The 22,522-nt window shown below is 39.5% G+C and carries 19 protein-coding genes; 7 read left to right on the forward strand and 12 right to left on the reverse strand.

Going from position 1 to position 22,522, the window contains the following annotated elements; genetic code table 11:
• Positions 1-38 precede the first annotated feature (38 nt).
• Positions 39-2,363, reverse strand: coding sequence for a glycoside hydrolase N-terminal domain-containing protein (locus tag NMK93_RS15925; protein WP_254529560.1), 2,325 nt, complete (start codon positions 2,361-2,363; stop codon positions 39-41).
• Positions 2,364-2,366: 3 nt separating this feature from the next.
• Entirely contained in the window at positions 2,367-4,271 is a 1,905-nt protein-coding gene (locus tag NMK93_RS15930) for an alpha-L-fucosidase (protein WP_254529562.1), read from the reverse strand.
• Between the two features lie 310 nt (positions 4,272-4,581).
• On the opposite strand from NMK93_RS15930, the gene NMK93_RS15935 reads away from it, so the two are divergent.
• On the forward strand, positions 4,582-5,754 hold the full coding sequence (locus NMK93_RS15935) for a PLP-dependent aspartate aminotransferase family protein (RefSeq protein WP_185213372.1): 1,173 nt from the start codon (positions 4,582-4,584) through the stop codon (positions 5,752-5,754).
• Between the two features lie 134 nt (positions 5,755-5,888).
• On the opposite strand, the gene tpx is transcribed toward NMK93_RS15935, so the two are convergent.
• Positions 5,889-6,386 (reverse strand): thiol peroxidase, encoded by a 498-nt coding sequence (tpx, locus tag NMK93_RS15940; protein WP_185213371.1) that lies wholly within the window; start codon positions 6,384-6,386, stop codon positions 5,889-5,891.
• Positions 6,387-6,580: 194 nt separating this feature from the next.
• Here tpx and NMK93_RS15945 point away from each other — a divergent pair, with 194 nt between their 5' ends.
• The 3 genes from NMK93_RS15945 to NMK93_RS15955 all read left to right on the forward strand — a co-directional run bounded on the left by NMK93_RS15945 (position 6,581) and on the right by NMK93_RS15955 (position 9,697).
• Entirely contained in the window at positions 6,581-7,801 is a 1,221-nt protein-coding gene (locus NMK93_RS15945) for an OmpP1/FadL family transporter (protein WP_185213370.1), read from the forward strand.
• A gap of 19 nt (positions 7,802-7,820) precedes the next feature.
• Entirely contained in the window at positions 7,821-9,122 is a 1,302-nt protein-coding gene (locus NMK93_RS15950; RefSeq protein WP_185213369.1) for an SGNH/GDSL hydrolase family protein, read from the forward strand.
• 158 nt (positions 9,123-9,280) lie between these two features.
• Entirely contained in the window at positions 9,281-9,697 is a 417-nt protein-coding gene (locus tag NMK93_RS15955; protein WP_185213368.1) for an OsmC family protein, read from the forward strand.
• 6 nt (positions 9,698-9,703) lie between these two features.
• Here NMK93_RS15955 and NMK93_RS15960 read toward each other — a convergent pair whose 3' ends face one another.
• The 6 genes from NMK93_RS15960 to NMK93_RS15985 all read right to left on the reverse strand — a co-directional run bounded on the left by NMK93_RS15960 (position 9,704) and on the right by NMK93_RS15985 (position 15,424).
• Complete coding sequence (locus tag NMK93_RS15960; protein ID WP_185217686.1) at positions 9,704-10,714, reverse strand: LacI family DNA-binding transcriptional regulator; 1,011 nt, start codon at positions 10,712-10,714, stop codon at positions 9,704-9,706.
• Positions 10,715-10,745: 31 nt separating this feature from the next.
• Positions 10,746-12,179 (reverse strand): S41 family peptidase, encoded by a 1,434-nt coding sequence (locus tag NMK93_RS15965; RefSeq protein WP_254529564.1) that lies wholly within the window; start codon positions 12,177-12,179, stop codon positions 10,746-10,748.
• Positions 12,180-12,249: 70 nt separating this feature from the next.
• Positions 12,250-13,743 (reverse strand): S41 family peptidase, encoded by a 1,494-nt coding sequence (locus tag NMK93_RS15970; RefSeq protein ID WP_254529566.1) that lies wholly within the window; start codon positions 13,741-13,743, stop codon positions 12,250-12,252.
• Positions 13,740-14,300: an HAD hydrolase-like protein gene (locus NMK93_RS15975; RefSeq protein WP_185213364.1), complete on the reverse strand. Its 561-nt coding sequence runs from the start codon at positions 14,298-14,300 to the stop codon at positions 13,740-13,742. Before NMK93_RS15975 ends, NMK93_RS15970 begins: the two co-directional genes overlap by 4 nt.
• Position 14,301: 1 nt before the next feature.
• Positions 14,302-14,769 (reverse strand): hypothetical protein, encoded by a 468-nt coding sequence (locus NMK93_RS15980; protein ID WP_185213363.1) that lies wholly within the window; start codon positions 14,767-14,769, stop codon positions 14,302-14,304.
• 1 nt (position 14,770) lies between these two features.
• Positions 14,771-15,424, reverse strand: coding sequence for an ABC transporter ATP-binding protein (locus NMK93_RS15985; protein WP_185213362.1), 654 nt, complete (start codon positions 15,422-15,424; stop codon positions 14,771-14,773).
• A gap of 144 nt (positions 15,425-15,568) precedes the next feature.
• Between NMK93_RS15985 and sucC the strand changes: the two genes are divergently transcribed.
• The 3 genes from sucC (at position 15,569) to NMK93_RS16000 (ending at position 19,247) form a co-directional block, all read left to right on the forward strand.
• Positions 15,569-16,768, forward strand: coding sequence for an ADP-forming succinate--CoA ligase subunit beta (gene sucC, locus NMK93_RS15990; protein ID WP_185213361.1), 1,200 nt, complete (start codon positions 15,569-15,571; stop codon positions 16,766-16,768).
• A gap of 283 nt (positions 16,769-17,051) precedes the next feature.
• Positions 17,052-18,365 (forward strand): glutamate-1-semialdehyde 2,1-aminomutase, encoded by a 1,314-nt coding sequence (hemL, locus tag NMK93_RS15995; protein ID WP_254529568.1) that lies wholly within the window; start codon positions 17,052-17,054, stop codon positions 18,363-18,365.
• 69 nt (positions 18,366-18,434) lie between these two features.
• The gene (locus NMK93_RS16000) at positions 18,435-19,247 is read left to right on the forward strand and encodes a hypothetical protein (protein WP_254529571.1); all 813 of its coding nucleotides are present in this window, start codon (positions 18,435-18,437) and stop codon (positions 19,245-19,247) included.
• Between the two features lie 54 nt (positions 19,248-19,301).
• Here NMK93_RS16000 and NMK93_RS16005 read toward each other — a convergent pair whose 3' ends face one another.
• Genes NMK93_RS16005 through NMK93_RS16015 form a run of 3 tightly spaced genes read right to left on the reverse strand, consistent with a single transcriptional unit; the run spans position 19,302 to position 22,494 of the window.
• Positions 19,302-19,883: a hypothetical protein gene (locus tag NMK93_RS16005; RefSeq protein ID WP_254529573.1), complete on the reverse strand. Its 582-nt coding sequence runs from the start codon at positions 19,881-19,883 to the stop codon at positions 19,302-19,304.
• Between the two features lie 24 nt (positions 19,884-19,907).
• Positions 19,908-20,549, reverse strand: coding sequence for a response regulator transcription factor (locus NMK93_RS16010; protein ID WP_254529575.1), 642 nt, complete (start codon positions 20,547-20,549; stop codon positions 19,908-19,910).
• A 4-nt stretch (positions 20,550-20,553) separates the two neighbouring features.
• The gene (locus tag NMK93_RS16015; protein WP_254529577.1) at positions 20,554-22,494 is read right to left on the reverse strand and encodes a tetratricopeptide repeat-containing sensor histidine kinase; all 1,941 of its coding nucleotides are present in this window, start codon (positions 22,492-22,494) and stop codon (positions 20,554-20,556) included.
• Between the last annotated feature and the right edge of the window lie 28 nt (positions 22,495-22,522).

Below are 22,522 nucleotides of genomic sequence, written 5' to 3' on the forward strand. Positions count from 1 at the left end.
TATCTAACCTTTACATCAAAAAAACTTAATTAAATGCTTTAAGAAACGGTGTAGCTTATTTTTTCTCCATTTTTGATAACAGGTACTTTTTCACCCTTTTTACCTTTAATTTGAAGATTTGTAACTTTTCCGTCTTTCCATTCAAAATCAACAGTGTAATTCCCTCTTGCTTTTAAACCAGAAACTTTACCATCTTTCCATGCGGATGGCAAAGCAGGCAATAAATGGATATAACCATCATGGCTTTGAATCAGCATTTCAGCGATACCTGCTGATCCGCCAAAGTTTCCATCAATTTGGAAGGGAGGATGGGCACAAAAGAGATTTGGATAGGTGCCTGCTCCTGCACCTTCATAGGTTGTTCCACTACCGTAGGCAGGCTGCAACAACTGTCTCAAGATTTCTAGTGAATGGTCACCATCATGCAATCTTGCCCAGAATAAGATCTTCCAAGCTCTGGACCAACCGGTTCCTTCATCGCCACGGACCGCCAAGGTCTTCTTCGCAGCTTCAGCCCAATCTGGACTGCTCACAGGCGATATGAAATTTGCTGGATACAGACCATAGAGATGAGAAACATGTCGATGCTTGGGTTCAACCTCTTCATAATCTTCCAGCCATTCCATCACACGACCTGATTTGCTTACTACCACTGCCGGAGGTAACTGTTTTATGTCGATCTGCAACTGCTTCGCGAAATCGTCATTTAAGCCAAGGATCTCATTACTTTTTATGACCGATTCATATAATTCGCGGACGATCTGGTTATCGATGGTAGGTCCCATGACCACAGCAGCACGCTTACCATTGGCCAACTTGAAACCATTTTCTGGAGAAACCGAAGGAGAGGTAACTAACCAGCCTGTCTTAGGGTCTTTTACCATGGTGGCTTTATAAAAAACCGCAGCTTCTTTTAAAACTGGATATATTTCCTTTAGGTATGCTTCATCCTTTGTGAATTGGTAGTGCTCCCAAAGGTGATTACACAACCATCCTGAAGCCGTACTGGCTCCCCAAGAAGCGTGTTCACCTGGGGCAGTGTACCCCCATGGGTTCGTCATCATGTAGACAACCCATCCAGGAGCATTATAATAAGCCTTTGCAGTTTTTGTCCCTTCTTTCGCAATATTTTTGATCATCTCGATAAAAGGTTTATGGTATTCAGAAAGGTTGTTCACTTCTACTCCCCAATGGTTCATCTGAGCGTTGATGTTCAAATGGTAATCGCCGTTCCAAGGAGTCTGGATCTGATGTGCCCAAAGACCTTGAAGGTTTGGTGGCAATGCTTTCGGGGTATGGGGCGATGCGCTCGCTAAGGTTAAATACCTTCCGAACTGATAATATAAAGATGCCAGTCCATTATCTTGGCTTGGATCTTTAAAGAAAGCCTGCAAACGGTCTTTTGTCGGAACATCTGCCTTCGGGGATACATCGGCAAGCTGTAAGGACACGCGATCGAACAGAGGCTTGTATTTTGCAGCATGTGCTTTCCACAGTTTAGCATAATTGCTTTTCTCCACCTTCAATATTTCCTTAGATACATAATCCTTAGGATCATGTCCGTAATAACTGGTAGAGCCTGTAAACAACACTAGGGCCTCATCAGCACCCTTGATAATGATCTGATTGTCGTGGTTCTGAAGAGTCCCCCCTTTTGTCAGAACCTTGAACTTGGCGGCAAACTGGATTCCACGGCCTCCCTTTCCATCCGGAAGGCTGCCGGTTACCGTAATTTCATTCCCGTTTATCTTGTAATCTTCCACATTTTGGTCCCTATAGAAATGCATGGCAAATGCTATTGATTTCTTTTTATCTGCAGACAAACGGACAACGCCTACATTCTTGTCAAAAGATGTAAAGTACTCCCTTAGATAATGTGTCCCATTATTGCTGAAACTGGTAACCGCTTTCGCATCGGCGATATCCAGCCAGCGTTTGTAATCGGTAGTTTCGCCTTGATGAAAGAATAGAAAATTCATGAAACCAAGATTCTGGAATGCGCCATAAGGGGCCTCAGCTCCATTACCTTGTCCTGAACCGGCTCCTACACATACAAAATTCTTGTTGACCAATGCTTCTGCTAGATCATTCTTTCCTTCAAACAGCAGTTTCTGGATTTCACCAACAGAATTCATTGCCTTATAGTTATTGGCATCTTGGGGAGATCCGGACCACATGGATATTTCATTCAATACAATGGATTCATCATTGATCTTGCCATCCGGCATCATTCCAATCAATCCATTTCCCAAGGGCAGGGTCTCTTCCCAGACTTTTGCGGGTTCCTTATACCATAATTTAGAATCCTGCGCACTTAGAAGTCCCGTCCAAAGGCACAAACTCATCAACACTACTCTCTTCATTTCTTATTTTAAATAGATATCAAACTCTGCTACTGAAAATTCTTTCCCCTCACTTAATATTTCTTTCGGGATAAACCGTATATAATGAGCTTCATGGGCAGTATCAAAATTGATATTCTGTTCCGTTGCATTGGCTCGAATATTGGAAAATTCCCCTATGGCTGCCGTCTTCCACTCTTTTCCATCAATACTGGTCTGTACTTCATATTTGGAAGGAATTCCATTGATTTTGCGATCCTGTCTAGGCATATAGCTCATTCCTAAGACCTGTTCTGTTTTTGGCAAACGGATTTCAACGAATTTTTGATTGCTTAAGATAGTTTCCCAAACAGTCTTGTCATTGTTGTCAGATGCCAGTTTTACATTTTTATCAGCAGAAATAATCGTGATCTGATCCTTGGCGATTTTTTTACGGTCGGCATGGTCAAATTTAAAATCAGACTTCGCTTCCTTGAACAATGCAAAGTCGCTCAATGTAGGTGCAACAGGTGCATACAGTTTCAGCCTCAATTTGCTAGCGCGGATAGGTTTCTCCAATTTGATCAGTCTGGTTGATCCGATACTGGTCGCTGAAGCCAATGGTTTCCAATTATCATCCGACCAAACTTCTACCTGAACACTATCCAAACGCTGTCCCAATTTGATATTTTCGCGCAATCTAATGAGGTCAAACTCTTGATCATGGGCCAGATTGATTTCTATGGTAGGATTCAGCACATCATCGTCCGAGGCATAATAAGTATACCTATCGTTGTCAAATAGATTTTTCTCGGAGAACTTTGCATGGTTTTCTCTTATATTACTCGCTTTTGCTGTAGCACCAGCGGCTAAATTATCAGCGAAGGTTGACTTTAATTTTTCTCCAAAAGCAGCCAGTGATTTCACATCATTATCATGTAGGAGACCATTTGGCATTGGCGCCAATCCAAGGTTCATATTGCCACCACGTCCCACTGATTTCAAATAAATTTCAAACAGTTGATTTGGTGTTTTCACCTTTTCGTTTTGGTCCTCATGATAGAACCAACCTGGTCTTTGGGGAACATCACATTCCGCAGGAATCCAGAATTCACCATTACGGTCACCGGATGGCAAATTGGAATCATCGACTTCACCAGGAACAGCTGGTTTACCAGGGGTTTTGCTCTTCGGAGTCAGGGTTGCCCAACTGGTTTCTGCAGCAAAACCTTTTTCATTTCCTACCCATCTCATATCTGGGCCAACATCCGAGAATATCATCGCCATGGGCTGAAGTTTTCTCACAATAGGCCAAGTCTTTTCATGCCACTCGTAATAGGTGGTACGGTCAATGGTCCGTTTTTCATTTTTTCCGCCATAATAGCCATCTCCCCCGTTTGCACCATCGTGCCACGAAGTGAACAATGGGCCATAGTTGGTCATTAATTCTGTAAGCTGCTCACGATATGCATCTGCATAGGCTTTGGTGCCATATCGTGTATCATTTCTATCCCAAGCAGAAAGGTAAACACCGAATTCAAGGGCATTGTCATGCGAGGCTTGCATAAATTCTTTGACCATATCCCCTTTTCCATCACGCCAAGGTGAACTGGCTACACTGTATTGGGTCGTTTTAGTAGGCCATAAACAAAAGCCATCATGGTGTTTTGCAACTGATATCAATCCCTTGAAGCCTCCTGCCGCTGCAGCTTTGGCAATTTGGTTGGCATCGAACTTTGTCGGATTGAATATTTTTGGATCGGCATCACCGAAGCCCCATTCTTTATTCTGGAAAGTTGTCGGAGTAAAGTGAATCAGGGTGTACAATTCCATTTCATGCCATTTCAATTGTCTTTCACTAGGCAGGACACCGTAGGGTTTAGGCTCGGTCTGTCCAAAGGAAAGCAAAGGGCATAGTAACACCAAAGAAAGTAGGTTAGATCTTTTCATAAACGCGCTTAAAATAAACCCTCAAGATACAGAAAACTGCATAGAATCATGGGGAAAATTCGTTTTTTGATGTAATTTATTTAAAACAATAAGGATTTTTCATTAAACAATCGATTTCGTTGATAAACCAACAGCAGCCAATTGTAATCATAATTAATTCATCAAAATCTATTTTGAAGGTAGAAATTGAATAACTGTGGCTCAAAAATCGGCCTGCACAAAGGTTTGCATAAAAATATTTTCAATTCAGGCTTAAAATTATCTTATTGACTTAGTGCTTTTTATTGAAAAGTGAATAAATTTGTTAATCATGAATAACGAACAATCTAAAATCATCCGCGAGCAAGCCAAACGTTCTTCATTGAGGGAGCATTCGGTACCATTATACTTAACCTCAAGTTTTATTTTTGACAGTGCTGAGCAAGGCCGTGCGGTCTTTGCTGACGAAGAAGAGGCCATGGTCTACTCTCGATATGCTAATCCTAACACTACTGAGTTCATCAACAAAGTCTGTTTAATGGAAGAGGCTGAAGCTGGATTAGCTTTTGCATCTGGAATGGGTGCAATCTTTGCCACTTTTGCAGCTTTTATCGCGCAGGGAGATCATATTGTATCTTCTAGAGCAATATTTGGTTCAACCCATCAGCTATTTACACAGCTGTTTCCACGTTGGGGAGTTACAACAACCTATGTGGATGCCATAAACCCTGAAGAATGGGAAAAAGCCATACAGCCCAATACTAAATTCATCTTCTTGGAATCTCCTTCTAACCCAGGTCTAGAACTAGTGGATCTGGAATGGCTAGGAGGTTTAAAGAAAAAATATCCAAATATCATTTTTGCAATTGACAATTGTTTTGCTACACCTTATCTACAGAAACCTCTTCCATATGGTTTCGACCTATCCATTCATTCGGCCACGAAATACATGGACGGACAAGGCAGAGTCTTGGGAGGTGTTGTAGTTGGTAAACAGGAATTAATGGACAAGATGATGTTCTTAATCCGTCACACTGGCCCAGCAATGTCTGCATTTAATGCATGGATTCTTTCAAAAAGTATTGAGACTTTGGGATTACGTATGGACAGGCACTGTTCAAACGCCCTTGCTCTTGCAGAAGAATTGGAGAAAAATGAGGAGGTTTTAGACGTGAAATATCCTTTCTTGCCATCACACCCTCAATATGAACTTGCAAAAAAACAAATGAAAGCAGGTGGAGGGATTGTGACCATTGAAGTGAAAGGTGGCAAGGAGCGTGCTTTCAATTTCTTGGATGCATTAAATATGATCCTCTATACATCCAATTTAGGTGATTCTAGAAGTATAGCGACTCACCCTGCATCTACTACCCACTCCAAGTTATCGGAAGAAGAAAGGGAAAAACTAGGTATCCGTCCCGGAACCGTCAGACTTTCCATAGGAATCGAAGATAAACAGGATATCATCGATGATATCCTTCAAGCCTTAGAAGCTTCTAAATAAACAAAAAAAACGGGAATTAAAGCCCGTTTTTTTTTGTCTGGTATTGAGATTTGAGTATTGAGAGAGAACCTGTATTAAATTTGGTCATCACCAGAGATAAAATTTCTCATAACTCAAATCTCATATATAACATCTTATACTGCCGCTAATGCTGCTTCGTAATTTGGCTCTTCTGTAGTTTCTGCGACCTGTTCAGTGTATTTCACTTTTCCGTCTTCATCTACAACGACTACCGAACGGCTTAAAAGACCTTGAAGAGGTCCATCCGTAAATTTCACGTGATACGCATTGTTGAAGTTATCGTCTTTAAAATCGGATAAGGTCACCACATTTTCCAATCCTTCAGCTGCGCAGAAACGGCTCTGTGCAAAAGGAAGGTCTTTGGAAATACAAAGGACAACGGTATTATCTAAGCCAGAAGCTTTTTCGTTGAATTGACGTACTGACATGGCACAGGTCCCTGTGTCAATACTTGGGAATATATTAAGGATTACTTTCTTTCCTGCAAAGTCTTTCAATGATTTTTGTGATAAATCACCAGCTGTAAGTGTGAAGTCAGGAGCAACCTCACCTACTTTAGGTAGGTCTCCACCGGTATGCACTGCATTACCTTTAAATGATACTTGAGCCATATTTATTTTTTTTATCTGTTTATATTGAAAACCAATATACCTTAATTATGTTTTGATTAAAAACGATAAGCACTCTTTTATCGAATCTTGACAATTAGTTTATAAATATTTATCAATTAATTTATAATAATTAATAGAATTTTACTATGTTAGCATATCAAATTAAATTTGAAAAACGCTAATCAATAATTACTATGAAACGATTATTACTCAGTTTGTTATTAGCTTCCCCTACGCTTTTGTTTGCACAGGGCTCCCAAGTTAATACCCAGAGCCAAAAAGCGGTGGGTATGGCTGGTGCAGGATCTGCACTTTTTATCGATGAAACTTCCATCGTATACAACCCTGGAGCATTGGTGAAAATGGAGAACAATGGGGTACAAATAGGTGGTAGCGCCATCATGTACAGGTCTGCTTTCCAGGAGGCTGGCAGCCCAGATGTACACCATACAAAATTTCAAATATCCCCACCTTTTGGTGCTTATGCCACTTTTGGTCCTAAAGGATCCTGGTGGAAAGCGGGTATTGGTGTATATACTCCCTTTGGTGGTGGAGTTGATTGGGGAACGGAATGGCCAGGTAAATTTTCATTGACGCATCTATCCATGCGTGCAATCTATATCCAACCTACAATTAGTTTTAAATTGACCGATCAGTTCTCTATCGGTGGTGGATTTGTTTACAACATCGGTTTGGTGGATTTAGGAAGAGCTCTTCCAGTTTTCTATCCGGATGGAAGAACAGGTCAGGCTACTCTGAAAGGAACTGGAACTGGTATGGGTTATAATTTAGGTGTTCACTACACGCTTGATGAAACCTTTGCTCTATCCTTAAACTACCGTTCAAAAGTTGTTACAAAACTGAAAGGTGGAGATGCCACATTTGAAGTACCAAATGCTTTGGCAGCCAACTTCCCGAATGGCAAATTCGACGCTGAATTACCTCTACCAGGTTCATTCAATGTCGGTATCACTTTCCCATTATCGGATAAAGTGGATGCAGCAATCGATGGATCCATTATCAATTATGACATCTACAAAGAATTGGTATTTGATTATGAAAACAACACCCCTGTATTGCAGGATACCCGTTCAGAGAAAAAATATCAAAATGCCTTTTCAGGAAAAGCTGGTCTGAACTATGAGGTGAATGACAAGCTTGATCTTCGCCTTGGGGCTGGATATGTCTACACACCGGTTCAAGCTAAATATGTTTATCCAGAAACGCCGGATAATAACCGTGTAATGGCGGCAGGAGGTGTAACCTATAAGTTTTCACCAAACTGGCAGATGTCAGCAGCTTATGTTTTCCAAAAGATCTTGAAGAGAACAACTACCAATGCTGAAACGCAATTGAGAGGAACGTATGAAACCAATATTCATGCTCCAGGTATTTCTGTTTCTTATTACTGGTAGTCCTTAAATTATGAAAACAATGAAAAAGAACTTTAAACTCTATATCGGACTTGCAATTTTAGGATTTGCGAGTTCATGTGCCCCGTCTTTGGATGAACTGGAAACCAGCAAAGGAACAGCTGATTTCTCAAAATTCATTGCCGTGGGTAACTCTTTGACTTCTGGATATGCAGACAACGGCCTTTATCTTGAAGGACAAAAAGTGGCATTCCCTAATTTGATGGCTGAGCAGTTTAAAACTGTTGGTGGCGGTGAATTTACTTCCCCTTTCTTCAGTCAGGAACAAGCAAATGGTTCAGGTTATATCCAATTGAAGTCTTTGGTTGATGGCAATCCAGTGATGGAGCCTGTGACAACCAATTTGGCAATCCGTGGAAAAAGCCCTAATGGTGGTCCATTATACACAAAACATACAGAGCCTATTCAAAACTTAGGAGTACCGGGTATGCGCCTGGATATGTCCATGGCTCCTGGAATTGGTACTGTTATGGGAAATCCTTATTTCGAAAGGTTATTACCTGATGGCACTCCTCAAACATTGAAGTATGTGGAATATGCGGCTTCTCATGAACATACGTTCTTCTCCTTCTGGTTAGGAAATAATGATGTTTTAGGCTATGCAACCAATGGTGCTGCTCCATCACAAGATCCAACAAAGAAATTATTGGATTTGGCAACTTTTGATTTTGCTTACAATACTTTTGTCAATGCACTGACTCAAAATGGCTCAAAAGGCGTTGTGGCGACTATTCCAGACGTTACGACTATTCCTTTCTTGAACACCGTAACTACAGCTCGCCTAAATGCCGCAGTGGAAGCTGCTTCTCAAGGTAAAGCTAAAAATGTATTCATCGCAACTAAAACAGGACCTAGAATGGCTACTGATGCCGATCTATTTGTGCTGACCTTCCCTACTACTTTATTGGGCAAGCCAAATGAGCAACAGATTCCTTACGGTATGCATCCATTGAACCCTATTGAGGATCAATACGTGTTGGATAAAGCTGAGGTAACTGAAGTTTCAGGGCGTGTAAAAGCCTTTAATGATAAGATTAAAGCGATCGCTGAATCGAAACAACTTGCTGTTGCTGATGTTCATGCTTTCTTAAACAAGGTGAAAGCAGGATACAACTACAATGGTGTTCACATTTCAGCAGCATTTATTACTGGAAACGCTTTCTCTTTGGATGGGGTTCACCTTACTCCAATGGGAAATGCTATCGTAGCAAATTTATTTATCGACGCTATCAACGCCAAGTACAAGGCAAAAGTACCTAAGGTTGATATCAGTTTATATCGAGGTGTAAAATACCCGAACTAAAAAACAATAAACCCCCAAAAGATTTGGGGGTTTATTGTTTTTTATCCGATCCTTAAGGGCATTCAATCCTCTTGAATGTCTATAATATGTAGTCTTTGTCTGTTCCTTTTTCGTCTTGAATGGATTTTGACTACCTTTAAAGTAATAAATCAAAAAACATGAAAGTACATATTAAAAGACAGAATCAAGCGGTACACTTCGAGGCATCCAGCGAACTTTCCCCAGTAACAGTTCATGTAGACGGCCCAGAATCAATTGGAGGCGAAGGCAAGGGCGTTAGACCGATGGAATTGGTATTGATGGCTCTAGGTTCGTGCAGTGCGTTTGATTTAACGACTATCTTGCAGAAACAACGTCAGGACATTCAAGATATACAAGTTGATGTGGAAGGTGAGCGTAGAGAAGAGATTCCTAATATCTTCACTAAGATCCATATTTCCTTCAAATTGAAAGGTGAGATCGATGAAGCTAAAGCCCAAAAGGCAGCCGAACTGGCCGTAAAGAAATACTGCTCGGTACATGACATGCTAGTGAACGGTGGTATTGAAATCACCTATAGCATCCAGATTAACTAATCCTGATTATTTAAGCACCAATTTAGAAGGGAATACCACATCCTGTGGTTTGTTGGTATATTCTTTCTTATCTATACAATCGAACAATATCTCGGCAGCTTTTTGAGCTTGTTTTTCAGGGTATTGTTCGATACTTCCCATTGGCGGATTATCCATATATTTCCATAAAGGATAATTTGCATAGCTAATGAAAAACATATCCTGATTGAGAACAATGCCTCTTTGTTTGGCATAGCGGATAAGATCCAAAGTCACGAAGTCATTAAAGGAAACAACGGCAGATGGTCGATCAGCTAAGGAGCAGATTTTATCCATTGCCTCTTCATTTCCATGTTCCGTAAGGTCAGTATTGACAACAAAGCTTGAGTCTGCACCGATACCCTTCTTTTCCAGGGCATTTTGAAAGGCTTCTGCCCTTTCCTTTGATGCTAATAATGATTCAGGGCCATTGATCAGGGCAATTTTTCTATGCCCACGGTCTACGAAAGCTTCGATTGCTTCGATCATACCAGAGGCAAGATCGCTATATACCTTATGGACATGTTCTAGGTCGGGAACACAGTCAAAAAACACAATTGGGATTTCCGTTTTGGCAAGTAATTCCAAAAAGTCGGTATCACCAGTATTTTTACTCATGGAAATTAGGATTCCATCTACCCTATGCTTTTTGAAAGTCTGTATTATGTTCAGTTCCCTGTTTTCATCATCCAGGGATTGGCCAAGAAGCACGGTATATTTCTTTTCTTCGGCAACATTTTCGATCACACTGATGGCTTCAGAGAAAAAAGGTTCAGATAGTTTGGGCAGAATGACACCGATCGTAAAGGTCTTGCGTTGTTTAAAGAAAATAGCAGTTTGATTAGGCTCATAAGCCATTTCTTCAGCCATTTTCTTCACGCGCATAGTCGTGACCAACCCAATGCTTGGGTGATCATTCAATGCCCTAGACACAGTAGAAGGAGAAATCTTCAGTTTCCTTGCGATTTCTTTGATCGTGGTTGGTTTATTTCCTGCCATGCATCAAAGTTAATAATTATATAATGATAAATTAGTCCTTTATCATATTACGACGTGGTATTTTGTTCAATTCACGTGTAGTTCTGTTCACTGAACTTCGAACAGCAACAGTTCTGCTGCTAGCCTTAGATCCAGGTCCAATCAGGATATTCAAGGCTCTGCGGGTCATATCTTCGCTTGGATCTCCAAACTCTTTGTAGAAGTTATCAAAAACATTCGGATAATCCGCAGGGATACCATCCCAGTAGTCTGTATAATTAGCTGCATTGATGATTTTGAATGAGGCTGCCCAAAGTCCAACTTTTCCAAGGATATCCTCTCTATAAAATCCGACTGGCTTACCATAGGTCGAAGCATCAGAACCAACAAGCTTAACATCCATATAAGGTTTCAAAGCAGAGATCACAATCTCACTCGCTGAAGCAGTATAATCACTCACCAAGAATACGACCTGTTGGATTTCAAGATTTCCATTATCCTTAACAAAGATTTCATCTTCAAATTCAGGATCACCCTTATCACGATCTCTTTTTAGGTTTTTGTTGAGGTCATATTTAAACATCACCTTTCCATTTCCTGATGAATTGATGATTTTATTGAGCAGATGGATTGCGGAACTCACATATCCCCCTCCATTATATCGTAAATCCACAATTAGCTTGGTCACATTTTGGCTTGCGAAAACCGCAAAAGTGGAGTCGATCCCTTTTTTCATTTTGCTATCCGAGACACCTGACTTAAGTTCCTCAAAAGAGGATAGACCAATATAACCGGCTTTTTTTCCATTCTCTGTAAACACTTTACCTAATTGGAATGGCTGAATATCATAGGAAGTATAATTCAGATTATAGGTCTTTTGTACGTGTTGGGCATTTTCAGTCTTAATGCTCAGGGTATTTCCTTCTATATATTCATCCACCTTGGTTTTATTGGAATACACCATTTTCTTGTCACCCTGCATTTCAAGGACTTTATCGCCCCTTTTGATACCAACCGCAGCCCCAGGGGAACCACCTTCTACAAAGTAGACAAACAAGCTATCTCCACGACTTCCATCAAACGCCATATATAAGCCATATCCATCCGCTAAATCAGCCATTGCTGCGGCTTTGGAATCCGAACCGATATCTTCAATCCAAGAAAAGCGATCTAAAGGTCCATTGTAGGTGGGATGATACTTATAGTCCATCTTTTTAGGCGTGAGCCCCATTAGATAACTCAAAAGGTCATCTGCATCAGTATATTTATCTGTTAGACTGGAAATAGGATTTGCAACTGGAATGGAAGACTCCCAATAGGATGAATATTTATATTTAGAGTAAACACTATCTAACACCTCCTGATCAATGGTTCTGTCACCACCAGGTCTTGGTGGAGGGGTAATATCATTAAGATCCTTTTTACAACCGAATATGGAAACCAAGGTCAAAAGCACCAATAGTTTACTGAGAATAGCGTTTTTCATTTATAATATTAAGTAATATCGAAGCATGCAAAGATGATTCCAATAATTGACTTCCAAATTCGAAAAAAGATTAATCAACCTTTGGTATACTTCGAAGTTTCAGGTCCGGAAACTTGTACATATTATTACGATGATCGTTCAATTCCGGAACTTTTATCTCTCTAGCTCCTTCAAGACCAGTTTTTGTTGTCCTGCTAGATGCCCTTGCCCCCGCTCCTGTTCCGGTAATATCCGAGATGGCGGTAGCCAATAAAGCTTCTCTCTCATCCCCTAATTCTGTGAAGAAACCATCCGCAGCATTGGTGATCTTTCCTTTTAACCCATCGAAGTAATCTCCAAAACCATCTTTATTGAGCATTTGGAAAGAAGTAATATAAAGATCTGCATAGCCATGTACCACTGGATACCCAAAAAAGCCGACCGGTTTGCCGTAGGTGCCTTTTCCATTGGTCGTAATGATCTGCACATCCATATAAGGTTTCAATACATTCATCACCAATTCACTGGCAGAAGCGGTTCCGGTAGTTCCTAAGAAGTAGACTCTTTGTAGGTTCAGGGCATTGGTCTTATTGAAGTTCACAGAGCGGAATGGAGCTTTAGGATTAGTTTCATCATCCCAACCCCATTCTTTCAGATTCTTATTGATCTTATAATCATACATTTTACCTTTTGAACCAGCTGTTGGTACCAAAAGGTTTGACATCATTTCAGCTGTTGAAGTTGAACCTCCTCCGTTATATCTTAAATCTATGATCAACTCATTCACGTTGGCCGTTTCAAATTCCTTGAATGCATTTGTCATGGCTGTATGGTAGCCATTTGGGCCAGATTCACTGAACACATTAACAAAAGAAGTATAAAAGATGTACCCAATTTTCTTACCATTGATTGTGAATATCTTTTTGACTAAGATTGGGTCGATATTATAAGCCCCACCAGAAACCGATACGGTTTTGGTGGTCGTTTCACCCGGTGCTTGAACCACCAAATTCAAGGTCTCCTTGCCTTCTACAACTTTATAGTAGTTTTCGATTGCCTTTTGTTCACTCTTGTTATAGTCCAGATTGCTATCACCATTGATGCTCACGATGCGCATTCCACGTTTTAATCCAGCCTTCTCACCTGGAGAATTCTTTTGCACATACTTGACATACATATTGGCTTCCCCATTGTTCTGGTTGCTGACCGTAATGAAAATAGGCACAATACCAGTTTCTTTATGGACACCTTGTTGAATTTCCTCACTAACGGTGCCTTCACGGTCAACAAAACTAAAGCGATCTTCAGGAGCACTTCGTTTCAGTGCCGCCAGAACTCCTTCGGCATCCTGATAGGCATTCGTAAATGCTTTAAGGTCAGGTTGGCCTTTAGAATCGACTTTGGGCTGTGGGAGTTGATCTTCCCAGAGGGAAAGCGCCAAGGAGTAATAGTAAGTGGAGTCTCTTAAGAGAATTTCTTTGTCAGGATCTCGACCATCATCGGATGGTTGAACCGGGTCTTTTTTACAGCTAGCTCCAAAAAGCAATGAAAGCAGTAAAAAAGGAAGAACAAATCTTTTCATCATAACCTAGCTATATTGTCTTCAATGAAAATCAAATCACTCTGTGTTACATGATTTTCTGAAGCAATATAGTTAAATGGTTCAATATTTCTGAAATTTAACTCATCGATAAAATAAATTTTAACATTTCGGTCAAAACCTTGCCAATCAAGATGTTTTAGTTTATTTAACTGTAACGCTGGATTCCCTTTGGTTAATATGGCGATCTGTCCGCCATGTTCAAGAATAGAAGCAAATAACAGCTTGATTTCATTAAACAGGAAAAGTTTCAAGGGAAGATGTCCATTCACCATTAATCGTTCTAAGTTTTCCTTATAATCGTTGCTGAAATTGAATTTTTTGGCGGTTTGCTCATATAGGTCATCCTCTCCATTTTCAAGATATTGATCTTTCATGAAGTTCACTAGTTCGGTGGAGATCGGTCTCCCTTCAGTAAACTCAACAAACTGCGAAAAAAGATAATAGATCTGCAGTAAATAGTCTTTTTTTGGAAAAAGGACATCATCTATTTCGAATAGATATAGTTTTTTATCGAGAGGAATATTTGAAAAATCGATCATGTTAAATTGTACAAAGCGCTAAATCATCACCATCATCTGAAATGGTAAACAAACCAGAAACTTCCGATTCTAATTGACGGTCTGAAATCAGGCTTTTACCATCTAAAACCAATAATAATTCCACTACCGAAGGTGGATTCTCCAAAACGTACAGCTCTGTCAATGCCTCTTTAGAGGGAGAGAGCAATTGAATTCCATATTCTTCAAAAAGGATTTTGGACTCCGCCAACACATTGATCTCGTTCAGGCCTAGAGGCAGTAAATAATTCACCTCCTTATCAAGACAGAGTTTCAAAAGTTCATGGGCGTATGTTGGGTTTGCTGCCGTCGGAATTTTTTTAAAATTAGCTTCTAAAAAGCTGGGCACTTCTTCAGAAGTTGCGAAAATAACCTCAAATTGATTGTTCAGCATTTTGGAAAGTCTTTGGGCCAATGGCCGTGTTCCAAAAGTTATCAGGAGCTTTTGCATATTAATAGATTAAACCGTCTCTCATATGGATCGTACGATCCGAAATTCTCGCTAGTTCCTCATTGTGGGTGACAATGACAAAGGTCTGTTGCATTTTATCCCTTAGATCAAAGAATAATTGATGTAGGGCAGTCGCATTTTCCGAGTCTAAGTTTCCTGAGGGCTCATCAGCAAGGATGAGGGTAGGATTATTGATGAGCGCTCGAGCTACCGACACCCTTTGTTGCTCTCCCCCAGACATGGCCGAAGGTTTATGGTGAGCTCTATGGGCAACCCCAAGAATATCCAAGAGTTCCAAAGCTCGATTCTCAACAGCTTTTTTATCCTGACCAGCGATGAAACCAGGTATGGAAACATTTTCCAGGGCAGTGAATTCAGGAAGAAGGTGATGAAATTGAAAAACAAAGCCTATGTGTTTATTTCTGAAATCACTCAGTTTTTTTTCATTCAAGGCAAAAACGTCCTCACCCTCGATCAGTACGGTCCCTTGATCGGGTTTGTCCAATGTACCGATGATATGGAGCAAGGTACTCTTACCGGCACCGGAAGCTCCCACGATGGAAACAATCTCTCCTTTACGGACAGAAATACTGACACCCTTGAGAATTTCAAGGTCGCCATAAGACTTAAAAATGTTATTTGCCTTTAAGATCATACTGCGAAAATAACAAAAAACAAAAACAACTTGCCGCCCAAGCGATATAATAAATAGTTAGGCGTAACAAAGGACAATTTAATCGTAATAATAACTTGACCCTTACGAATAAATACGCTATTTTTACAGCAAATTTTTTTATCAATGAACATTCACGAATATCAAGGAAAAGAAATACTTAAGAGTTTCGGAGTAAGAGTACAAGAAGGTATTGTTGCTGAAACCCCAGAGCAAGCTGTTGAAGCTGCTAAGAGAATGAAAGAAGAATTCAACTCGGATTGGGTTGTGGTAAAAGCACAGATCCATGCGGGTGGCCGTGGTAAAGGTGGTGGTGTGAAATTAGCTAAGAACCAAGATGAAGTATTGCAACGCGCAACTGACATCATTGGAATGCAGTTAGTAACTCCACAGACTGGTCCAGAAGGTAAAAAAGTTAATAAGGTTTTGATCGCTCAGGATGTTTATTATCCTGGTGACAGCGAAACCAAAGAATTCTACATGTCTGTATTGTTAGACCGTGCTACTGGTCGCAACATCATTATGTACTCTACAGAAGGTGGTATGGACATCGAAGAGGTTGCTGAAAAAACTCCACACCTTATTTTCAAAGAAGAGATCGATCCAAAAGTAGGTCTTCAAGGTTTCCAAGCTCGTAAAATCGCTTTCAACTTAGGCCTTTCTGGTGCTGCGCACAAGGACATGGTTAAGTTTGTTGCTGCATTGTACAAAGCTTACGATTCAATTGACGCATCTATGTTCGAAATCAACCCTGTTTTGAAAACATCTGATGATAAAATCCTAGCGGTTGACGCGAAAGTGAACTTGGATGAAAACGCTTTATACCGTCATCCAGAAATCGCTGCTTTACGTGACATTACAGAAGAAGATCCTACTGAAGTGGAAGCTGGAGAATTCAACCTTAACTACGTAAAACTTGATGGAAACGTAGGATGTATGGTAAATGGTGCTGGTTTAGCAATGGCAACTATGGACATCATTAAAATTGCCGGTGGTGAGCCTGCAAACTTCCTAGATGTTGGTGGTACTGCAAACGCTGAAACTGTAAAAGCTGGTTTCAACATCATCTTAAAAGACCCTAACGTAAAAGCTATTTTGATTAACATCTTCGGTGGTATCGTTCGTTGTGACCGTGTTGCTCAAGGTGTTATCGATGCATACAACGAAATTGGAAACATTCCTGTTCCAATTATCGTACGTCTACAAGGTACAAACGCTAAAGAAGCTAAAGAATTAATCGACAATTCTGGCCTAAAAGTGTACTCTGCAATCTTATTGAAAGAAGCAGCTGAACTTGTAACTAAAGTATTAGAAGAAGGAAAGTAATACTTTCCATAAAAAAAGCGGGCTTTTCTCAAGAAAGCCCGCTTTTTTTTATGGAGTATTTAGTATTAAGTGTTTAGTAGTTAGACCTATTGCTTGTTTTCAGATTTGTAGCTTTGAAGTCTATATCAAAGTAAAACTACCAATAACAATACACTAAATGCTTTGACAAGATATATTATAACATTTCCGTCATAATCCCTCAATATCGAGCCCTACCCCAATCTAAATACGAAATACTAACTACTAAATACTACTTTTGTACCATACAATAAAACAAAAAACTATGACAACATCTACTTCAGATATTTCTCGCGAAAAGTCGGCGAAGTTATTTGAAAAAGCCAAGGAATTCTTTCCTGGTGGTGTAAACTCTCCTGTTCGTGCATTTAAATCAGTATATGGAACTCCATTGTTCATTGAGCGTGGTGACAAGGCCCATTTATGGGATGCTGATGGCAATGAATTTATTGACTATTGTTGTTCTTGGGGTCCTTTGATCCTGGGCCACAATACGCCAGAAATCCGTGAAGCCGTGCAAGAGCAATTAGGTAAAGGTTTGAGTTTTGGAGCTCCTACAGCGCTTGAAAATGAATTGGCAGAACTTATCCTTAGCAACAACAAAAAGATTGAAAAAATCCGTTTTGTAAGCTCAGGGACAGAAGCTGTCATGTCTGCAATCCGACTTGCCCGCGGATATACAAAAAGAGACAAAATCGTAAAATTCGAAGGCTGTTACCATGGCCATTCGGATTCTTTATTGGTTAAAGCGGGATCAGGTCTTGTCACCTTCGGTGAAACCTCTTCAGCAGGGGTGCCTAAAGCTTTTGCAGATGAAACTATTGTCATCGCATTGAATGATAAAGAAGCCCTTAAAAAAGTATTTGCAGATTTTAAAGATCAAATTGCAGCGGTTATTATTGAAGGTGTTCCTGCAAATAATGGCTTGTTGATACAAGATAAAGATTACATCCATTTCTTGAGAGATATTACCAAAGAGAACGGTGCATTATTGATCATGGATGAGGTAATCACTGGATTCCGTCTGGGTTTTGAGGGTGCTTCCAAATATTATGATATCCAACCGGACATTTTGACCTATGGAAAGATTATCGGTGGTGGTATGCCGGTAGGTGCTTATGGTGCCTCTAAGGAACTGATGGGCTGTATTTCGCCAGATGGTTCGGTATACCAAGCTGGAACCCTATCTGGTAATCCGGTTGCCATGGCAGCTGGTATTGCAGCTTTGCAGATCCTTGTACAACCTGGTTTCTATGAAAAACTAGAAAAAACAACCCAAGAATTCGTAACTGAACTTCGTTCCTTCATTAAAGAGAATGGTTTTGAGGTTTCCATTACGACAATTGGTTCCATTTTCTGGTTTGCCTTTACTGACAAGGAAAAAATCCAACGTGCAGATGAAATTGATCCAGCATCCATGGAAAAATACAAAGTGATGCATAGGGAATTATTGAATAGAGGAATCTATTTCGGTCCTTCCGGCTATGAAGTTGGCTTTATCTCGGCTGCACATACAGAAGATGACCTTAAGAAAACACTTCTCGCGCTAAAAGAAGCTTTACAGATTGTATTTCAATAAAAAATAAACAATTTACCGTTATATTTGTTTAAGTAACATAACAAATTCGACTAAATTTTAAATTAAGTGATGAGAACATTCAAATCAGCATTAGCAGTATTAACTGCAACAGCGGTACTCGCTTCATGCAATAACCCGACAAAAAATCAAGAAGGAGAAGTCAAAGATTCTACAGCATTAGCTGACACAGTTGGTGCAATCGCAGTGAACCCTCTTCAACATGCGAAAGACTTCCCAGGAGCAACTTTGAAAATCGCTTCATTAACTTCTGAAAAAGTAGGAACAGACTCTGCAAAGATTACAGTTAAATATGATGTTCAGAACTTTAAATTAACTGAGCAAACTGAACATGAGCACCACATGGCGAATTCCCATGATGGTCAACATATCCACTTTATTTTGGATAACACGCCATATGTAGCTTTGTATAAACCAGAACATACATTTACAGTACCAGTTAATTCTGAGCACTATTTAATGTCTTTCTTGTCTCGTTCATTCCACGAGTCCCTAAAAACTGCTGACGCTTCCAAATTAGTGAAGTTCAAAGTAGAAGCTGACGCTAAAATCGCGGAGCTTCCTACTCCTACAGAACCTTCTTTGTTCTACAGCAGACCAAAAGGTGATTACAAAGGTGAAGAAACTAAAACTTTATTGTTAGACTTCTTCGTATCTAATGCAACATTAGGTGCAGATAGCTATAAAGTAAAAGCTAACATCAATGGTCAAGATTTCACTTTGGACCAATGGGTTCCTTACGAAATCCTGAACCTGCCTCTAGGCGAAGCAACTGTTAAATTGACTCTAGTTGATAAAGACGGTAATGCTGTAACTGGAGACAATGTTTCTGTTGAAAGAAAAATCAACTTATTAGAAAAATAGGTTTTTCTAAATAAAAAGATAAGGGGCAAAACAATCATTTTGCCCCTTATCTTTTTAACCAAATATTACAATCATAAATACAAGACTAAAGAATAACAGCAACCCAATTACCTGCCATATAACTGCTGGCTCTCTATATAAGGTTCTTTCCACAGAACTACCATGAGACCTGACCAACATCGTATACTTAAACCAATCCCATATAATTAATAAAATTGAACTCAGCATCAACATTCCCGTAATGACCCATGTTCCTTTAAAATTAAGATCCACTGTTATTATGAAGATATTTGAAATCACTACAAAAAAGATTAAATTCCCTAATGCTGCAAATTTTTGCGTAAAAAGAAGGAACGCTGCTGTCAATTGCATCATCCCAATAAACTTCCAATAATTTGAAGCTTGAAATAAGGCTTCAAAGAAATATCCGATCTTGGTCTCCACCCCCAATCGAGTAAATCGTTCACCTTCAACCTTAATAATGCCAGAAGGAATAAAAGCCATACCCATCAGAAACCTTAGACCAATTATACATAATTCAACCTCTCGATTATTCCGGATCTTTTCAAAAAACACTGCCCATTTAGATTTGTTGATTTCGCCTGAACCCAGATTTTTGACTACTCCAAGTTTCATACAATGCCATATTTAGTGTAAAGTTTAATTAATTAGCCCTCGTTTAATGGCTTGTTTGACCAAACCCGCAGAAGTCTTAACACCCAACTTTTGATTTAGATTCAAGCGATGAGTTTCAACGGTACGTAAACCAATGAAAAGCTTTTCTGCAATCTCTTGGTTGGTAAATTCTTCTGCAATCAACCTTAAGATTTCCGTCTCCCTATTTGTCAATGGGATATCGTGCATTGATCTTTTATGTCCAAAGATACTCTCTTGCAACAGGGAAGATTTCAATCTTTCATCGATATAATTCTCTCCTTCCGCAACCTGAAATATAGCCTCAATAATGGTCTGTCGATCTGCATTTTTAAGTAAATACCCCTTTGCCCCATTTCTCAAAATCTGTTTGATATAATGAGATTCATCAAAACTACTGAAGGCAATAATTCTTAGTTCTGGATAAGTTTTCAAAACACTATAGGCCAGATCTATTCCACTTATCCCTGGCATTTGAATATCCATTAGTAAAATATCTGGACTACTTTCCTGTAATTTATTATTAAGTTCATCTGCAGTTTGTACTACAAGAACCACTTGAATCCTCTGCTCCGAGGATAACATCGAGATTAAGCCATCAAGAACCACTTTATGGTCATCAATTATCGCAAGCTTTATATTTTCCATAATATTAAATATGCTGACTGTTGATATTAAATTCTAAATAAACACCTAGACCCTTTCCTGGTCGGTTTTCGTATTCCAATTTCCCATCCATTGCGGCAGCTTGTTTTTGAAATCGCTGTAAACCAACTCCCTCTTGGTCCACCGCATCAAAATTGATCCCCTTGCCATTATCCTCAACTGTCAAAAATATACTGTCATGATGCTTGTTGATCTGAACTAATACCAGAGAGGCTCCAGCGTGCTTCATCGCATTGTTCAGCAGTTCCTGGATCATGCGATATACCGCCAATTCAAATCGCTCATCATAACGGCCAATTTCTCCCCAACTATCAAATTGAACCTGTAAGCTATGGCTGTTTATTTTATTACAATATTTTCTAATAGCTTCAACCAATCCTTTCTGAAGCACAATATCGGGCATAAGGTTATGTGAGGTCTTCCTAATTTCATCGGTAGCATCTGTTAGCAATTGTAGGCCTAATTGATAATTTTCCAGATTACAGGTATATTCCTTACAGGTCTTAAAAGATTGAAACTGCATCTTAGATGCTGTCAACATGCCGGCTACTCCATCATGCAACTCTTTCGCTATTCGAATGCGTTCCTTCTCCTCGCCCTCCATGAAGGCCTGTAATTGTTGAAGTTCTTTTTCCTTCTCATTTGCAACAGTTTGTAAAGCAAATTGCTTCCTCTTGTTATAAATAAAGAAGACCGCGAAAATCAAGAGCATCAAAAAAATGATGGCTGTAGTTATTGAAATTAAAAAATACTGTCGGTTCTTTTGAATGGTAACTTCCTGTTCTACAAGATCCAATTTCTGCATGGATAGCTCTTTTTCCTTTTGGGCAGTTTCATACTTGATATGCATTTCATTGGCCTCAAGTTTGGTCTTTTCATTCAATGTACTATCATTCAGCGAGGCATATTTGGTATAGTAATGTAAAGCTGATTTATAATCATTCACCTGACTATAGACCGATGAAAGGCCCTTATAGATATCATCCAATTGCAGAACGGTTCCACTTTTCAATGCGATTTTTTCAGAATTTTTATAAAAATGAATGGCATTTTCTGGATCCTTTTTTAATCTGTATCCATCTGCCACCGCAAGGTTACCAATGAGTAAATATTGGGTTTCATTAAGTTGTGAAGCATGGTAGATAATTTGCTGACCGTGATAGATTAATTCATCAGGTTTCTTCCATTCTTGATAAAGTTGTGTAAAAGCATTATGGGCAAGGGAGTACTCAAAATGGGCCCCAAATTTCTGCGCCAATGCCAAAGCTGCCTGTGCATGTTTCAACCCCTCTGGAAACTTCTTCAGAGCTGCATAACAATTTGTAAAACCAAGATTCGATGTGATTAAGTTTGATGTATCTTTCCGAATTATAGCCAAATCCCTAGCTTTTTTAAAATAAATAAGCCCTTTCTCTATCTCTTCCAAATTGTAATATAGTGCACCCATAATATTATAGGCATTCAGTATGAGATTACTTTTATTGCTACCCTCCAACATTTTTATGATTTTTTGCTGCAATTCAATTTCTTTTTCCAACTTCCCTAATCGACCATTCAATGCAGCAATATTCACGTAACATCGAATGATATTTTCCTTTGCACCAACTTTTTCAAAATGCTTTATTGCTGTTTCAAAATTTTCAATGGAAAGACTGTCCAATGCGTCCCGAGCATTGATAAAACCAATATTGAACCATGCAATTCCACTCCAGTATTCATTCTTCAATTTCTTACTGAGGTCCATTTGTTTATAAACTAACCATTTGGATTGAACAGGATCATTATAGATTACCTTGTTGATATAATTATCTAATTGAACCATCTTCGTGGTATCATCCTTTAGGCCCAAAATCCTATCCAACTCCGAATTTGAGGGTGGGATATTGTCCTGAAGGATGGAAAGTATCATCCCTAGGACTAGTATCATGATTTTCATGGTATAATTGGCTGTTTCT

The organism is Sphingobacterium sp. LZ7M1, assembly GCF_024296865.1.
GTDB lineage: Bacteria > Bacteroidota > Bacteroidia > Sphingobacteriales > Sphingobacteriaceae > Sphingobacterium.

Excerpts from the sequence above, each read along its gene's own strand:
- tpx (WP_185213371.1), bottom strand. The coding sequence starts at position 6,386 with ATGGCTCAAGTATCATTTAAAGGTAATGCAGTGCATACCGGTGGAGAC.
- NMK93_RS15970 (WP_254529566.1), bottom strand. The coding sequence starts at position 13,743 with ATGATGAAAAGATTTGTTCTTCCTTTTTTACTGCTTTCATTGCTTTTT.
- NMK93_RS15935 (WP_185213372.1), top strand. The coding sequence starts at position 4,582 with ATGAATAACGAACAATCTAAAATCATCCGCGAGCAAGCCAAACGTTCT.
- NMK93_RS16015 (WP_254529577.1), bottom strand. The coding sequence starts at position 22,494 with ATGATACTAGTCCTAGGGATGATACTTTCCATCCTTCAGGACAATATC.
- NMK93_RS15985 (WP_185213362.1), bottom strand. The coding sequence starts at position 15,424 with ATGATCTTAAAGGCAAATAACATTTTTAAGTCTTATGGCGACCTTGAA.
- NMK93_RS15955 (WP_185213368.1), top strand. The coding sequence starts at position 9,281 with ATGAAAGTACATATTAAAAGACAGAATCAAGCGGTACACTTCGAGGCA.
- sucC (WP_185213361.1), top strand. The coding sequence starts at position 15,569 with ATGAACATTCACGAATATCAAGGAAAAGAAATACTTAAGAGTTTCGGA.
- NMK93_RS15965 (WP_254529564.1), bottom strand. The coding sequence starts at position 12,179 with ATGAAAAACGCTATTCTCAGTAAACTATTGGTGCTTTTGACCTTGGTT.
- NMK93_RS15945 (WP_185213370.1), top strand. The coding sequence starts at position 6,581 with ATGAAACGATTATTACTCAGTTTGTTATTAGCTTCCCCTACGCTTTTG.
- NMK93_RS15950 (WP_185213369.1), top strand. The coding sequence starts at position 7,821 with ATGAAAAAGAACTTTAAACTCTATATCGGACTTGCAATTTTAGGATTT.
- NMK93_RS15925 (WP_254529560.1), bottom strand. The coding sequence starts at position 2,363 with ATGAAGAGAGTAGTGTTGATGAGTTTGTGCCTTTGGACGGGACTTCTA.
- NMK93_RS16010 (WP_254529575.1), bottom strand. The coding sequence starts at position 20,549 with ATGGAAAATATAAAGCTTGCGATAATTGATGACCATAAAGTGGTTCTT.
- NMK93_RS16005 (WP_254529573.1), bottom strand. The coding sequence starts at position 19,883 with ATGAAACTTGGAGTAGTCAAAAATCTGGGTTCAGGCGAAATCAACAAA.
- NMK93_RS15930 (WP_254529562.1), bottom strand. The coding sequence starts at position 4,271 with ATGAAAAGATCTAACCTACTTTCTTTGGTGTTACTATGCCCTTTGCTT.
- hemL (WP_254529568.1), top strand. The coding sequence starts at position 17,052 with ATGACAACATCTACTTCAGATATTTCTCGCGAAAAGTCGGCGAAGTTA.
- NMK93_RS16000 (WP_254529571.1), top strand. The coding sequence starts at position 18,435 with ATGAGAACATTCAAATCAGCATTAGCAGTATTAACTGCAACAGCGGTA.
- NMK93_RS15980 (WP_185213363.1), bottom strand. The coding sequence starts at position 14,769 with ATGCAAAAGCTCCTGATAACTTTTGGAACACGGCCATTGGCCCAAAGA.
- NMK93_RS15975 (WP_185213364.1), bottom strand. The coding sequence starts at position 14,300 with ATGATCGATTTTTCAAATATTCCTCTCGATAAAAAACTATATCTATTC.
- NMK93_RS15960 (WP_185217686.1), bottom strand. The coding sequence starts at position 10,714 with ATGGCAGGAAATAAACCAACCACGATCAAAGAAATCGCAAGGAAACTG.